Origin of the sequence: Pedobacter hiemivivus (genome assembly GCF_005144565.1) — a bacterium.
GTDB lineage: Bacteria > Bacteroidota > Bacteroidia > Sphingobacteriales > Sphingobacteriaceae > Pedobacter > Pedobacter hiemivivus.
Genome location: NZ_SWDX01000004.1, coordinates 585,090 through 600,458, shown reverse-complemented (window position 1 = coordinate 600,458; position 15,369 = coordinate 585,090). Strand labels below are relative to the sequence as shown.

Annotated in this window: 11 protein-coding genes; 1 reads left to right on the top strand and 10 read right to left on the bottom strand. The window is 39.9% G+C overall.

What is annotated here, in order from left to right:
• Positions 1–8: 8 nt before the first annotated feature.
• The 5 genes from FBD94_RS12850 to FBD94_RS12830 form a co-directional block, all read right to left on the bottom strand.
• Positions 9–3,434, bottom strand: coding sequence for a DUF4450 domain-containing protein (locus FBD94_RS12850; protein WP_136880443.1), 3,426 nt, complete (start codon positions 3,432–3,434; stop codon positions 9–11).
• 404 nt (positions 3,435–3,838) lie between these two features.
• On the bottom strand, positions 3,839–5,005 hold the full coding sequence (locus FBD94_RS12845) for an RsmB/NOP family class I SAM-dependent RNA methyltransferase (RefSeq protein ID WP_136880442.1): 1,167 nt from the start codon (positions 5,003–5,005) through the stop codon (positions 3,839–3,841).
• Positions 5,002–6,228 (bottom strand): ABC transporter substrate-binding protein, encoded by a 1,227-nt coding sequence (locus FBD94_RS12840; RefSeq protein ID WP_136880441.1) that lies wholly within the window; start codon positions 6,226–6,228, stop codon positions 5,002–5,004. The genes FBD94_RS12845 and FBD94_RS12840 overlap by 4 nt, the downstream gene beginning before the upstream one ends.
• Positions 6,185–7,711: a glutamine-hydrolyzing GMP synthase gene (gene guaA, locus FBD94_RS12835; protein ID WP_131612593.1), complete on the bottom strand. Its 1,527-nt coding sequence runs from the start codon at positions 7,709–7,711 to the stop codon at positions 6,185–6,187. The genes FBD94_RS12840 and guaA overlap by 44 nt, the downstream gene beginning before the upstream one ends.
• Before the next feature lie 47 nt (positions 7,712–7,758).
• The gene (locus tag FBD94_RS12830; RefSeq protein ID WP_165503723.1) at positions 7,759–8,190 is read right to left on the bottom strand and encodes a deoxycytidylate deaminase; all 432 of its coding nucleotides are present in this window, start codon (positions 8,188–8,190) and stop codon (positions 7,759–7,761) included.
• A gap of 163 nt (positions 8,191–8,353) precedes the next feature.
• Here FBD94_RS12830 and FBD94_RS12825 point away from each other — a divergent pair, with 163 nt between their 5' ends.
• Positions 8,354–8,983 (top strand): LysE family translocator, encoded by a 630-nt coding sequence (locus FBD94_RS12825; RefSeq protein ID WP_131612597.1) that lies wholly within the window; start codon positions 8,354–8,356, stop codon positions 8,981–8,983.
• Positions 8,984–9,131: 148 nt separating this feature from the next.
• Here the strand turns inward: FBD94_RS12825 and FBD94_RS12820 are convergent, their stop codons facing one another.
• The 5 genes from FBD94_RS12820 to FBD94_RS12800 all read right to left on the bottom strand — a co-directional run bounded on the left by FBD94_RS12820 (position 9,132) and on the right by FBD94_RS12800 (position 15,265).
• On the bottom strand, positions 9,132–10,838 hold the full coding sequence (locus FBD94_RS12820) for a trypsin-like peptidase domain-containing protein (RefSeq protein ID WP_136880440.1): 1,707 nt from the start codon (positions 10,836–10,838) through the stop codon (positions 9,132–9,134).
• Positions 10,839–11,080: 242 nt separating this feature from the next.
• The gene (locus tag FBD94_RS12815; protein ID WP_131612601.1) at positions 11,081–12,982 is read right to left on the bottom strand and encodes an amidophosphoribosyltransferase; all 1,902 of its coding nucleotides are present in this window, start codon (positions 12,980–12,982) and stop codon (positions 11,081–11,083) included.
• A 253-nt stretch (positions 12,983–13,235) separates the two neighbouring features.
• Positions 13,236–14,066 (bottom strand): glutamate racemase, encoded by an 831-nt coding sequence (gene murI / locus FBD94_RS12810; protein ID WP_136880439.1) that lies wholly within the window; start codon positions 14,064–14,066, stop codon positions 13,236–13,238.
• A 64-nt stretch (positions 14,067–14,130) separates the two neighbouring features.
• Entirely contained in the window at positions 14,131–14,691 is a 561-nt protein-coding gene (locus FBD94_RS12805; protein WP_131612605.1) for an OmpH family outer membrane protein, read from the bottom strand.
• A gap of 43 nt (positions 14,692–14,734) precedes the next feature.
• Positions 14,735–15,265 (bottom strand): OmpH family outer membrane protein, encoded by a 531-nt coding sequence (locus FBD94_RS12800; protein ID WP_131612607.1) that lies wholly within the window; start codon positions 15,263–15,265, stop codon positions 14,735–14,737.
• Between the last annotated feature and the right edge of the window lie 104 nt (positions 15,266–15,369).

Below are 15,369 nucleotides of genomic sequence, written 5' to 3'. Positions count from 1 at the left end.
GACTTCATTTAACGTACCAATGTAAGACCCATCATTCCAATTACCACATCATTACATAGGGCAGACAACGTAATTTTCGACAGTGTTTTATTCGGGTCGAGTTGTATCCCCAGGGCTGTTGCAGCACCGCCATCGATCTCCTTTCCATTCCATATATTGCCTTCCGCTGCTGTGATGATCTTTCCACTTTTTAAGTGAACACGTAAGGGCCTTGGCGCCCCGGTATCAAATGCAAAGCCATCTACGTACAAATCCTTTTCAATTGGCCACCAGTTTTCCGGATTTCTTAAAGCCAGTTTTTCCTGGCTTCCATCCGTATAAAAAACACGGATGATCCCGTTATCCATCCTACTTTGCATGGTATTGGTTGATCCTGCCAGTAAGAAAAATACAGCACTCGCTTTTCCCGATAAGGGAACGCTTACATTTTGTGGGTAATTATCCCACTGAGAAGTGTATGCTATATTCTTCAATGTGACATCGCCTGGTGTTTTAAACACAAGTCCTGATGGAAGAATTAATTCATTCTTAAGGCCTGCGAGGTTTCTTAACCCAGTGTCGTTAATTTCCGGTTTCAATGTCGGATGAGGCCAGTCGCCAATTCCTTGTACAGGCAACTGAAGCGTAGTGGTTTGTGGACGTGGCGACAGGTATTTATTGTTGAAAATCTGTGTTACTTTATCATTGAAGTAGGCAGATAGATCCAGGGGTTCCATTTTTTTGTTGGCCCATTCTTTACTGCTCAGGTCTAATGCCGGCTTTACAGCGCTTTCGCGTTCTTTTAGTTCAAAACACAGCGGAAACCAATAGCTAAACATTCCTCTTTTTAACTGAACAAAAACGGTACGATTTCCCAAATCCCCGGCTACTTGAGTTTTTATTTTACCACCTAAAATCTGGGAAGATTTGAACACATTTTGAGGATCAAATACTTTAGTGATCACTGCATCCTTAAAACTAGTTTCAAAATCTTCCCCCTGCAGATATACTGATTTCAGTTCTGGTTTTACCGTGTTCTGACCTGACCATACCAATTCAATTTTATAGCTTGCCGCAGGCTTGCTTTCAATTTCGATTTCCGGTAATCCGATGGCTGTTTCTACATTGGTCCATTTTACATCTTTCCCATTTACTTTTACTGACTTTAGCGCTGTACCTCTAGCCTTTACCCTCATTTTCAGATCCAAGGCTTTGCTAAATGAAGGGATTAAAGTATAAACATCTTTGTCTTCCGTTCTCTTAAAATCAAAAGAGAGATCTGGAATTTTTAAGGAAGCATGATCCCAGGCAGCAGGCAAACCTGGTCGAATCACTAAGGTGTGGTTTAACGCATCCGGTACAATCCCGAAAAGCCCTTCCACAAGTGTTCTTGAATTGATTCCAACAGGATCGCCAAAATCCCTGTAAGCCTCGCCTCGGTTAGCATCGTAATGAGATATCTGTACAAAATTCCCAGGACTTCCGCCCATGTACATGCTACTCAGTATTTCGCTTTTCCATAATTTAAAGGCCTCTTCTGTACGCCCTGCTTGCCAATTGGCCAGCGCTGTATGGGTAGATTCGGCCAATACAACATTATTTAAAGACCATTCGTAAGGCATCCAGTTGGTTGTAGAAAGCGTATAATATCCTTCATCTTTCAATCCATTGGCTTTAATAGCCATGTGCGGCAGCCCTGTATCCACATAACGCAAGCTTTGCCAGGCCTGAAAAGCATCAGGCACATCAGAATCTATACTGTGATAAATTGTCCAAAGTGCTGCAGCAGGATGAAGCTGTTTGAGACCAAGTCCATCTTTATATTCGGCAAACCAGCCTTTGGCCGGCATCCACAATTGGGCATTCATCGCCTTTAATATTTTATCGGCTTCCTTTTGATAAGGGCTGCCATCTTCATTTAACAATTTAGCGATTTTTGCAGCGGTATAATTCGACCGGTAATTGTAAGCAGAAGAATGTGTAACTGCGCCCCCACTATACTGCAGGGCATCACTTGCCCAAATCGCAGCATAGGCGTCATACAAACCATCACCATCTGGATCAAAAGTACGTTTCTCCCAAGCCAGGTGTCGTTTAAGAAGTGGCCACATTTCCCGTACAAATTTCAAATCCCCCGTCCAATTGAAATGCCATAGCAATTGGTCAATGTAAACGAGGTTCATATCATAATGATGAGGGCGAAGCGATTTTCCATTCGGATCCCGACTGATATAGCCATTGCTAAACATGGCCGTTCCCATTGCTTCCTTAGACCTGGCCAAATTTAAAGCAGTATCTGCTACAACCGGTCCCTTTTCAGGGCTCAGTACCTGCGATTTAGCATAAGCGCTAAAATGAGTTCTGGCACGGTCATGCCAACCCAATGGATCGGCTGTGTAAGCACCACGCCAACCGTTCAAACGCATGCGCCAGCCTATGGCGCCATGCATATAAGAAGGGCTTTCCCAAATACCATCTGAGGCTATGCTTAATGCACCGCCTATAGTATTCATAAAGGGATCTGGTGTATTAATTTGTACTTGATTGGCAATTGCCAGGCGAGAGGCTTCGGCACGTTTAAACTGCTCTGCTGGAGTCCAGTATTTTTTTAAGGTATCGCTATCAGGATTTTGGATCAGAAAATAAAAATCCGTTGCATTTTCAGCAGTAAGCTTTCCCGTTAAGACAGGGCTTTCTTTACCCGATGATCGATCCAACTCAGCTGGTGTGTGTTGATCAGCCGCATTTGCAACCTTTAGGTTGTTGGATGGAAAAGTTCCTATGAGCGATTTACCCTTGCCATAACTTAACCTAAAAGAGTTGCCATTTATCGCATAGACATTGTCTTTACAGTTCGCGGCCTTCAGATAAAAAACAGATTCAGGATCAGGCCCCATATCGCCACTGCGACTAAAGTTTTTGCCACTTGCGCCACCAAAAGCCCACAACAAGGTAACTTCTGGTTTTACATTTTCAAAGCGCGCTTTTAAAACCAATCCTTCGGAATTGCTCAGTGCCAATATTTCCAGATGTAATGTCCCATTTCCGAGTAAACGATCTTTAATGGAATAAATCATCGCGCCTGCGCGATACCTGGCTTCAATATTTTCTGCTGCAATCAACCATTTGCTTTGTGCTCCAACTATGAGCCCAAACTTCAAGTTACCGCCCATTCCAGGCATGTACATCGCAAACTCAGGAAGATCACCGGCCTCTACCCTAAAAGCTGTATTGGTACCATAAAGAGCTCGTGTAAAACGTCTGTTCCCATTTTTAATCACGAAATCTGTACCCTCAGGATGATACCTAAGGCTACGCTGTTCATTATGCCAGTTACCAGGAATTAATTTAGGGGGATAAAGTTCTTGCGCAAAAAGCGAGTTTAAGGAAAAGTACAACAGCAAGAACACGCCATAAAATTCCCGATTTCTAAATAGAAAATATTGATTAATCATTGGTCTGCTTTTTATGCCTAACATAAAAAGATATAAAACAATTAGCAACCTGTCTCATCCTGCTTCAAGCCCTTAGTCATTGCAATTAAGGGGCTTAAAAAACAGTGATTTCAATTTTTTTGCAAATCCTTTTTGTCCTGGATAGCACCTGTTAATGTGCATGCTCTTGGTTATGGGTTGTGGATTACTTTCCGAGCAATTTTCTCGAACGAGGTCCGAACCAGGTCCGAACGTAGTCCCTCTCAGGAGCGACTTTGTTAACCGGCACAATACAGGGACGATACCGCTTCGCTAACAATCCAAAAAAATTCATTTGATTTTAATTTCGGCCACAGCATGCAACTAAAAGGATGTGATTTCAATTTTAAATCCTAATCCAATATAAACAAAAAGAAAAGGAAAACCTAATTCGTCTTAATTAATCTGGCCACAAACATGGTATCGGCTTTATCTGTATAACCTTTGATCAGCTCCATTTTTTCGAGCTTTAAAGGTAGATTTTCCAATAAATAAGCAATCACATCTTCGTTCTCCTGTTTAAACACAGAACAGGTAATGTAAATTAAGGGCTTCCCTTCTTTCAGGTATTTGACCACATTTGAGGCAATACTTTGCTGCAACTTCGAGAAATAGCTGATCTTATGCTGCTCAAAATAGTACAACATTTCAGGTGTTCTTCCCCAAGTTCCGGATCCTGAGCAGGGTGCATCCAATATAATCCCATCAAATTCGTAATCGTGCAAATCCTGAGCATTATTTTGAAGCAGATCCAACACTTTTTTCTGGTATTTCTTTAATCCAGCTTCTCTAAAGCGTTCATCCAGATTGTTTAAGCTATTTTCCCGAACATCACTCACCAACAACTCTATTTTAGGTTCCAGATCATGTAGCAACAATGATTTACCACCTGAAGCTGCGCAGCAATCCCACCATTTATCCCAGGTTTGTGGCTGGAAAAAACTACCTGTTTGCTGCGAGGAAAGATCCTGTACCTGGTAGTGTTGCTGCCCGGTTAAAATCTGATCTAGTTTAGTACCATTGGCAACGGCAAGGGTATTGTCCCCAATCTGCTCCGCAACGATACCGTCCTTGTTCAGTACTTCAGCTATTGTTTTCAAATGTCCGCCGGTCACCCTGATAAACAGGTCAGGTTGCGTAAAAAAAGAGCTTAAGAAAGCAGGTTTATCAATAGATTCGGAAAGTTCTTCATGGAAACTAAAGACATCGGTTAGCTCAAATGCCGGATAATTTGATTTGATCAGCTCCAGTTTTTCGGATACTGAAAGTTCAACGTGTTGCTTCAATTCGGGCAACAAGGACTCAATCACCAAACTGCTGGTTGGGTTACACAGAAAATCTGCAATAGCTAGGCGCAACGCCCTTTCTTCTTTAATTAATGCTTTGCCCAATCTAAAGAAACTGTAGATATAGCGAGAAGCCCAGCGCCGATCTGAGGATCCCATTTGCTTATTTCTTTTAAAATAAGTAAACAAAAAACGATGTAATGGCAATGCACCATCATAACTTTTAAAGATCTGTTCAAATGCCCTTAGCTGGTGTTCTACTCTCATTCAATAATATTTAAAGCAAAGTTCTTATAACGCAATAGCATCAAGCTGGTATTGATGTATCCGGAGGTATTATCGTGGACAAAATGAAAGGAATTGTGAAGCCCCTTATAGTTTTCTTTAGTTAGGTATTTGATATAATCATCACCATACTTAGCAAGCAGTCTTCCAAAATAGAAGCCCGTATCAAATCCCTTGAAGGCATATTCTCCAGGCTCAAAATTGAATTGTGCTCTATATTTTTTTATGAAAGTGTTTACCTCAGCCCTGGTATAATCTACCTTATAGGAAGAAGAAACAATGGTATTAAAAGCCTGAAGTTCTTCTGTATTGTAATTTTGTTTAACCCATTCAGGATGGCCGAAGAGCGAGATATTCAATCCCGTTTTTTTAATCTTCATCAACTTATCCAGTGTAGGTACTACAAACTTTTTGTCGGATGAGCTGACTAGAATTACATATTGTTTTCCTTTTACAACCTTAGTTTCCATCGTAAAAACAGAACCATACTCCTGAAAGGCGAATACCTTTTTACTATTTGCAAAATAAGCTCTTAAAGGCTTCGCAAATATCTCATCACTGGCCGTCTTAGGGTTGATCAATACGACAATTGTATTGGTAGGATTGTAATTTTTACTGATGTAATTACCAATCTTTTCAGCATGAAGATCGATGTTATTTACAATAGAGATAAGATTAGGGTTGCCAAATTCGGCAGGCTGTGAAGCCGCAAGTGGATTTACAACTGGTATCTCTCGTGATATGGAATAATTGGTAATGTGTTTTAATCCATCAGGATAAACAGGGCCAACAATTATATTGCTACCCAATAAACTGCCATTGCTGATTAAATCGCCAATTTGGGCATTGTTATCCTGTGTATCGTAAACCTTAAGTTTAAAATTCTGTCCAGCTGCCGCTGCAGAGTCTACGCCTAACTTAAATCCTTGGTAGAAATCGATAGCTATGGCTGCCTTTTCTACATCGGCTTTAGTGGCACTCTTCAGTTTTATTTCATCTAGCCGAAAGGGAACAAGCAAGGAAATAGTAGCCTGCTTTACTTTCAAAGCAGGCTTTTCTATTTTCTCGACTTTCTTCGGCGTCTCGGTTTTTTTGGTTTCAGGCCTTATTTTTGGCGAACAGGCTGATAGAAAAAGTGCCGATAATACGATGATCCAATACTTATTCCCACTCAATTGTAGCAGGGGGTTTTGAACTAATATCATATACAACGCGGTTAATTCCTTTTACTTTGTTAATTATTTCATTAGAAATTTTTGCGAGTACGTTATATGGCAAATGACACCAATCGGCAGTCATACCATCAACAGATTCAACAGCACGTAAGGCAATTGCATTCTCGTAAGTACGCTCATCCCCCATTACACCTACCGATTGAACTGGTAGGAATATCGCTCCTGCCTGCCATACTTTGTCGTATAAACCAGCTTCTTTTAAATTATTGATATAGATGGCATCAGCTTCCTGAAGGATCGATACCTTCTCAGCAGTTACTTCACCAAGAATCCTGATGGCCAAACCTGGTCCAGGGAAAGGGTGACGTCCAATAATAAAGTGCTCCAATCCTAATGATCTTCCGACTCTTCTTACTTCATCTTTAAATAAGGTATTTAATGGCTCAACTACTTTCAATTTCATGAAATCAGGTAAACCACCAACATTATGGTGTGATTTAATGGTTGCAGAAGGGCCTTTTACAGAAACCGACTCGATGATGTCTGGATAGATTGTACCTTGAGCCAACCATTTCACATCCTGTACCTGGTGTGCTTCATCATCAAAAACTTCGATAAACACACGTCCGATCGCTTTACGTTTCAATTCTGGGTCTGAAAGACCGGCAAGCTGACTTAAGAAACGGTCTTTAGCATCAACACCTTTAATGTTTAATCCTAAATGTTTGTATTGCTCTAATACAGCGGCGTACTCATCTTTACGTAACAAACCATTGTCAACAAAAATACAATGTAAGTTTTTGCCTATGGCCTTATGTAATAATATAGCGGCTACACTTGAATCTACACCACCTGAAAGGGCAAGTACAACTTTGTCATCACCCAATTGCTGTTGCAATGCAGCAATAGTAGTTTCAACAAATGCATCTGGCGTCCATTCTTGCTTACATCCACAGATGTCTACCAAAAAGTTCTCCAATAACTGTTTTCCATCGGTACTGTGGGTAACTTCCGGGTGAAACTGTATGGCATAGGTAGCAGTACCTTTAACTTGATAAGCCGCAACTTTTACACTATCGGTGCTTGCGATCAACTCAAAGCTTTCTGGTATTTTAGTAATGGTATCACCGTGTGACATCCATACTTGCGAATCAAGGGCAATATTTTTAAATAACTTATTGCTTTCGGCAACATAATTCAGATTGGCTCTGCCATACTCACGCGTTGATGAAGCTTGTACTTCGCCACCTGTTTGCTGAGCAATGTACTGGGCGCCGTAACAAACAGCAAGCACTGGGTAATTATCAAACTTTTTAAGATCTACCTGAGGAGCATCTTCCTGACGAACCGAATATGGGCTGCCTGAAAGGATGATACCTTTTACATTTGACGTTATTTCAGGAATGTTATTAAATGGATGAATTTCGCAATAAACGTTTAACTCGCGTACCCTGCGTGCAATTAACTGTGTATATTGGGATCCAAAATCGAGAATTATGATTTTTTCTAGCATGGCCAAAGTTAAGAAAACTTATGCCGCGCTACAAGCAGGAATATCAATTAACCTTGATTTTCGTACTTCAGGACTTCTACACCGAACCTTTTTAGGAAATCTACGCCTTCATCACTAGCTAATCCTTTGTATGCTGCGTAAGAATCTCTGTAATAAACCTTCTTAATGCCAGACGAGAGGATTAAACGCGCGCAGGCTATACAGGGTGATAACGTAGTATACAAGGTTGCTCCTTCTATTTTAGAACCGTTTTTTATCCCGTATAAGATGGCATTCTCTTCGGCGTGCAAGGCCAATGAGCAACTTCCACGTGAATCTTTGGCACAACCAGTTTCCGGCCATTCTACATCGCAATTGTGTGTACCTGCAGGCGGACCATTATATCCTATGGAAATAATACGGGTATCTTTTGTCAACACTGCTCCTACTTGTGCCCGTACGCAATGCGAACGAAATGCAAGATCGGTAGCTAAATTCATGAAAATATTATTGAAACTTGGTTTTACTGTCATTCTACTGATTTCTCCCTTGATACTTAAAAAGTGGCAAAGACGTTTATTTTATAATTATAATGAAGGATAGTTTTTTTGAAGCTAATTTATGTTTAAAATTGCATATTAGCACAATATATACGTTAGCTGAATGTTTGAAGCAATATTACAAGGGATAGGTGCGGGTATTTTATTTTCTTTTTTAACAGGGCCCGTATTCTTTTCAATGATCAAAACCAGTATTGAAAAAGGATTCAAGGCCGGTTTTTCGCTGGCGATCGGGGTAATCATAAGTGACATTATTTTTATTAGTTTAACTATTTTCAGCTCACAGTTCGTTGACTATAATTCTACATTCAATAAATATATCGGCATCGTTGGTGGTTTATTTTTATTCGGCATTGGCCTATATTACCTCTTACATAAGGTAAAAGTTAGCTACAATATAGAAGAAACCATAAAAATCAATAGAAGTGGCTACATTTTAAAAGGTTTTTTAATGTGTCTTTTATCTCCTTCTACTTTGATGTTTTGGATTATGGTAGGTGGTATTGTATCTGTACAGCTTCATTACGAAATGGCAGAGAAAGTCGTGTTCTTTATTATAGCCATGACCACACAGTTGTCTGTAGATTGCTTAAAAACCTATTATGCCGCTAAGCTCAGGTATAGAATCAAAGAGAAGACCATCCAAAACCTAAACAGAATTGCAGGAGCTGTTATACTGATATTTGCAATTAGACTGTTTTATGAGGTGATAATTAAGTATTATTCAAAATAAGCCATTCTATTCACAGTCTGGAACAATTGATGCAGAAGGGCATCAAATATTCCTAGGCCTGTTCACAGAAGGCATATTTTGTTTCAAAGCATGATGCAGACTGGGTGTTAATAAGGGGCCGACCTGCCTGCCTAAAATAGCTTTTTGTTTAAATATCAGATATAGGAGTTTGTAGATTTCCGGCTAATCCGGAATCCTTTACAAATTTACTTAGTGTTGCTGCCGGAATGGCCAGACTGCTTGTACGGCTTACGCGAGCGATGTTTATTCCATAGAAATTCCCATCGATATCATATAAGGGGCCACCGCATTCAGCGGGCTTTAACTTACCATCATGAACCAGTACGGACTTAAATCCATCCCTCCTTTCGCTGCGTCCGTCCGTAAAACGGTAAGCAATATGTCTTTCGTTTAGTCTCCTTGGTTTGAGTACAATTTGTTTGTTGTAGGGGACGCCGGATCTGACCAATTGAAGACTGAGCGTATCGTCAGGTCTGTGTTTCGAAATTTCCAGACTTAGATCTTCCATTTTTGAAACCGGCTTTCCATTAAAACTATTCAGCTCATCTCCTACCTCCAGCTCTGCTACACTTGCGGGGCTACGCGGCTGAACCATCGATATCACGACCCGCCCATCTTTTAAACTCGTATTCACCCCCATATATGCGGCTGTAGGTCCTTTCGCTATAGCAAATTGTGTATTCCCCAATACACCTACCACCCCGTTACCGATAGGTTGTGGAGAAACTAAAAACTTACCTACCTTCCCAAAGGTTACTGAATCGGAGGTTACAGTTTTTAGTGCGATACCGCCATTAATCTTTCCCTGAACCTGAAGTAAAACCAGGTCATTATCCTCATCCCGCTTTAATACCTGGGCAATCCTTGTTACTCCTTGTTTCAATTCAACCAAGGGTTCATCTCCCACCATGGAGCTTTTGCTGAGCAAGAAACTCTTCCCTTTCAAGATCATTTCGGGAACAAGTCCTTTCAAATCTATCAGCGTCCCGAGTATCTGCCTGTCAGAGCCGTTCACAAAACTTTTTATCACCATGACGCTTTTATCCCTTCTACTTTCCGTGTACTGCAGGGTTTCAGCAAGATTCAAAATAACAGATTCGGCATTTAGTGCACTAGCATGGAAATCCCCTGCAAAGCTTTCGGCTGCAGGCAGTGAGACATAACTTGCCGGCCTGATCAATGAGCTCCAGTATTTTCTATATAGATCTATGGGGATTTCAAAATTATCCTCCAACGAAAGATTAATTTTACTGTGCAGCCCGATTACCCTTCCTTTCATGTCAAATACCGGACCTCCCGAATCACCAGGTTCCATCAAACAGGTGGTACGTATAAAACCTTCACTTGTCTCTGTCTCGGCCACATAGCCCAGTCTTACCGTTGGTGTTTTAGCTGCGAGAGTTCCCGGGTATGCGATACTGATACATGGCATGTCTTTCTTTAGGGATGAGGACCATCCCATTTCTGCGTATGGCCAGCTTCCTTTTTCTTCGATTTTCATTACAGCAGCGTCATTAGAAGGGATTCTACCCAGACCAATTGCCCTGAATTTTCTTCCGTCCGGAAAAGTAACCTCATACAAGTTGTTGGGTTTAACAGCATGAGCGGCCGACAGGATATAACCGGCAGTATCGACCACCACTCCACTAAAAGAACCGCCTGTAGCCTTCTTATTAATTGAGTCATAGGGAGTGATGTAAACACTGGCTTTGTAGACACGCTGAATAACCTTTTGAACGCTAGTTTCTAAACGTTTAACATCTGAGGGCTGGGAATGCGCAAAGAAGGGAGCCGCACATAGTAGGGAAATGAATAAGCATGATAATTTTTTCATCAATATTATTTTTTAATGCTACGATAAGACACAAACCAATGACAAAAACAGGAACAAGAAGTTTAATCAGATTACGTAATATTTTAATTACAGCCAGGTTCAAATGTTGCTGGTCATCTAAGCTGAAGCAGAATAATAAAGCAAGAAAATTTAAAATAAAAAAGCCCCCAATAAGTGTCTAACTTTTTGGGGGCTTTTCAAATGAACTGTAACTATTGAGGCTTTTTAGTCAATTTAAGGAACTAGTAAGCTCTTTGGTTATTACCTTCTTTCCAGTTCACAAAAGCTTTATTTACGACTTTGTTACCACCTGGAGTAGGATAGTTACCAGAGAAGTACCAATCGCCAGTGTGATTAGGACAAGCTACATGTAAGTTATCTAAAGTTTGGTAAATCACTTCTACTTCGGCAATTGTATCAGCTGGAGTAATGATTTTAGTAATTTGAGCAGAGATCTCTTCTTGTTTAAAGGGTCTGTAAATATCTTTAACGTGATTTACAATTTCGCCTTTAGGTAACAATAGAGAAGCTTTACATTTTTGATAAACCTCTTCGATTACATGCTCCATTCCTCTTGCTTTTAGCAATTGAATTGCAGCTTCGAATGCGACGAATTGTCCCATTTTAGACATATCAATACCATAGCAATCCGGGTAACGGATTTGAGGGGCAGAAGAAACAATAATGATCTTTTTAGGATGCAGTCTATCAATAATTTTAATGATACTTTGCTTTAAGGTTGTTCCCCTTACAATTGAATCGTCAACTGCAACCAATGTATCTGTATGATTTTTGATTACCCCATAAGTCGTATCGTAAACATGCGCTACCATATCACCTCTGTCGGCATCCTGCGTAATAAAGGTTCTCAGTTTTACATCTTTGATCGCCAGCTTCTCTACTCTTGGACGCATAGAAAGCAACTCATCAAGTGCTGCATCGTCTAAAATATCCTTGCGGTGAAGTAAAGCCTCTTTTTGATAATCTCTGATGTACCCATGTAAGCCATCTACCATTCCGTAAAATGATACCTCGGCAGTATTGGGAATAAATGAGAATACTGTATTTTTCAAATCAGCATTTACCGCCTTTAGAATCTGAGGGCATAATAAGGCACCCAGGTGTTTTCTTTCTTTATAGATTTCAGCATCACTACCTCTTGAAAAATAGATGCGCTCGAATGAGCAGGCTCTTTTTTCTTCAGGCTCTCTGAATATCTCTTGTGTTACCGTACCATCCTTTTTAACAATAAGTGCGTGTCCCGGTTCTATTTCTTTTACATTTTTAAACTGAATATTGAAGGCTGTTTGAATAGCAGGTCTTTCAGATGCTGCAACAACAATCTCATCATCTGCATAATAATATGCAGGACGTATGCCCGAAGGATCACGAAGTACAAAGGCATCACCGTTACCAATAATTCCAGAAATGGCATAACCACCATCCCAGTTCTTAGCCGACCTTCTCAGGATCTTAGCGATGTCAAGATTTTGAGAGATCTTTTGAGTGATCTGTACGTTATCTAAACCTTCTTTTTTATATTCATCAAACAACTCTTGATTCTCATCATCCAAAAAGTGACCTATCTTTTCAAGAACAGTAATGGTATCCGCTTTTTCTTTTGGATGCTGCCCCAATTCGTACAATTGCTCAAGTAGTTCGTCAACATTAGTCATGTTGAAGTTACCAGCAAGCACCAGATTTCTGGTCATCCAGTTGTTCTGACGTAAAAATGGGTGGCAGTTTTCAATACTGTTTTTACCGTGAGTACCATACCTTAAATGGCCTAGTAAAACCTCTCCAATAAAACTCACATTATGCTTTAACCACTCAGAATCTTGCATCAATTCAGGGGTTTCATTCTGAATATCTACAAACTTGCCCTGAACATGCCCAAATATATCGGCCACTGCGTTCTGAGCCATCGAACGATATCTACTGATGTAACGGTTTCCCGGTTTAACATCCAGTTTAATTGTTGCAATCCCAGCTCCATCCTGTCCACGGTTGTGCTGTTTTTCCATCAAAAGATAAAGCTTGTTGAGTCCGTAAAGAGCAGTACCGTATTTTTCCTGGTAGTATGAGAGCGGTTTTAAAAGGCGGATAAAGGCAATTCCGCATTCATGTTTTATCGAGTCACTCATTCGTGTGTGTTGTTTGAGCCGCAAATTTACCGTTAATAATAATCAGAACCTAGAAAGAAATATAAAGAAAATTTTGCGCGACTTCGGACGACAGGAAACAAAAACACGCCTAATAACCAATCAAATAGCCTTTTCTCCTGTTATACGAGATTAAAATCAGCTAGATTTTTCTTTATGGATTCAGGTCAATGACGTGTAATTTTATCAAAAACGGCTTGATTTGCCTAAAACGTAGCCCTCAATCTTCATCAGCTCATTTGACATATGAAGCGTGACTGGAAACAATTTCCTTCCCGAAAAATATAGATGCACTGGCATCAAAAGCTTGTGGATCTCCAGAAGTGAAAAACTGACTATAACCTTCTTTTGAAATCTTAGCTTCAATTTCAGTATGTTTTTCAAGGTAAAGCGCCAGGCTGTTCGCCACAATATCGTCCTGCCCCAATACACTAATGTGCGCAGGAAGTGCTGCTACGATCTTCGGAATTAGCAATGGATAATGGGTACAAGCTAAAACGATACAATCAATTTCATCATCCTTAGCCAATAGCTGATCTACATATTTATTCACAAAGTAATCTGCACCCTCATGTAGATGTTCGTCATTTTCTATCAATGGCACCCACATTGGGCAACTCTGCTGGGCCACTTTTATCTCCGGAAAAAACTTATTAATTTCCATCAGATACGATTCGGAATTAATTGTTCCCCGGGTACCCATTACACCTATCCTTTTGCTCTCTGTAAAATCACCTACAATCTCTGCCGTGGGTCTGATCACCCCGAGTACCCGATGGTTAGGATATTTAAATGGAAGTACATTTTGTTGGATGGAGCGCAAGGCTTTTGCCGAAGCGGTATTACAGGCCAGGATAACCAGTGGACAACCCTGTGCAAATAACCATTCCACACACTCTAGCGTATATTGATAAATAGTTTCAAAAGAATGGTCTCCATAAGGAGCCCGGGCATTATCACCAAGGTAGATATAGTTGTATTGAGGTAGTTTTTGGACAATAGACTTAAAGACGGTGAGTCCGCCATAACCTGAATCAAAAATACCTATAGCTTGTTTATTTTTCATTATAAAAAAACGGGACTGAGTTTATGACTCAGTCCCGCAATTTAAATATTTTGTTTATGTTAACCTATTTTTTAGGTGCAGTTGCTGTAGCTGCACCCAGGCCCAATTTAGTTCTTACTAAAGCTGTGATGTCTTCACCACCATCCCAGTAAATTAAAGCTTGGTTTGCAGTATCAAATACATAAGCAAAACCTTTTTCTTTAGCTACTGCTTTAATTGCATTATCAGCTTTAACTTGAATAGGATTAAACAATTCAGCATTTTTAGCTTCTAATTCTTGTTGAGCTTTAGTTCTAGCATCAGTAATGCGTTTCTCAAGATCTTGCAATTCAACACTCTTCGCTTGTAAATCTTTACCTACAGCTTCTTTGTTGGCTTCGCTCATTGTTTTTTCTAAGTCTTGAGCAGCTTTAAGCTTACCTTGGTATTCAGCGATCATCTTTTCGATTTCAGTCTGCTTACCTTTCTGAAGGTTTTCTAATGTTGTGCGGGCAGTTTTAACCTCTGGCATTGCTTCGATAATGGTTGCAGAGTTTAAGTGTGCAAGTTTTTGTTGTGCATTTGCAATGTTAGCAGTAAACAATAATCCTGCTGCTAAAAAAAATGCATTGATTAACTTTCTCATTCTATTTGTCTTAATAATTGTTTCTAATTTATGTTTAATCTCTCTATTTTACTGTTGTCTCTGGCTTATATCCCAACTTTCTAATTACATCATTGCTGACATCATAAGCGCTACTGGCATAAATCATCATTGTTGCTTCACTACTTTTATCAAAAATAAAATCTAACAACTTGGCTTTTGCAATCTCCGCTACGGCCTTAGTTACGCTATTTTGAATCGGGCTCAACAATTTAGTCCGGGCTTGAAATAACTCTCCTTCCGGGGCAAATATTTTACGTTGAAATTCTTTGGCTTGTTTTTCCTTTTCAATAATATCGTTCTCTCTTCTTTTGCGCATATCCTCTGTCAGTAATACCTGATCTGCTTGATAAGCTTTGTACATTTTATCAATCTCAACAAAATTATTGTCTACTTGTTTTTGCCACTGTTGCGACAAAACATTCAACTGATTTAATGACGACTTATAATCCGGCAAGTGTTTCAGAATATATTCTGTATCAACATATGCAAACTTCTGTGCAAATGCACCAAAGCTTACGAACAGCAAGATGCAAATTAAAAAATACTTTTTCATGCGTATATGTTTATTTTTCAGTGGTATTTATTGTTTCAATTGTCTTAAATCTGCATATTCAGCTTTAAGGGCTTGAAATTAAGATAGGTTTGCTAAGCTTCGCC

Coding starts and splice junctions, on each gene's coding strand:
- FBD94_RS12850 (WP_136880443.1), bottom strand. CDS start 3,434: ATGATTAATCAATATTTTCTATTTAGAAATCGGGAATTTTATGGCGTG.
- FBD94_RS12845 (WP_136880442.1), bottom strand. CDS start 5,005: ATGAGAGTAGAACACCAGCTAAGGGCATTTGAACAGATCTTTAAAAGT.
- FBD94_RS12840 (WP_136880441.1), bottom strand. CDS start 6,228: ATGATATTAGTTCAAAACCCCCTGCTACAATTGAGTGGGAATAAGTAT.
- guaA (WP_131612593.1), bottom strand. CDS start 7,711: ATGCTAGAAAAAATCATAATTCTCGATTTTGGATCCCAATATACACAG.
- FBD94_RS12830 (WP_165503723.1), bottom strand. CDS start 8,190: ATGAATTTAGCTACCGATCTTGCATTTCGTTCGCATTGCGTACGGGCA.
- FBD94_RS12825 (WP_131612597.1), top strand. CDS start 8,354: ATGTTTGAAGCAATATTACAAGGGATAGGTGCGGGTATTTTATTTTCT.
- FBD94_RS12820 (WP_136880440.1), bottom strand. CDS start 10,838: ATGAAAAAATTATCATGCTTATTCATTTCCCTACTATGTGCGGCTCCC.
- FBD94_RS12815 (WP_131612601.1), bottom strand. CDS start 12,982: ATGAGTGACTCGATAAAACATGAATGCGGAATTGCCTTTATCCGCCTT.
- murI (WP_136880439.1), bottom strand. CDS start 14,066: ATGAAAAATAAACAAGCTATAGGTATTTTTGATTCAGGTTATGGCGGA.
- FBD94_RS12805 (WP_131612605.1), bottom strand. CDS start 14,691: ATGAGAAAGTTAATCAATGCATTTTTTTTAGCAGCAGGATTATTGTTT.
- FBD94_RS12800 (WP_131612607.1), bottom strand. CDS start 15,265: ATGAAAAAGTATTTTTTAATTTGCATCTTGCTGTTCGTAAGCTTTGGT.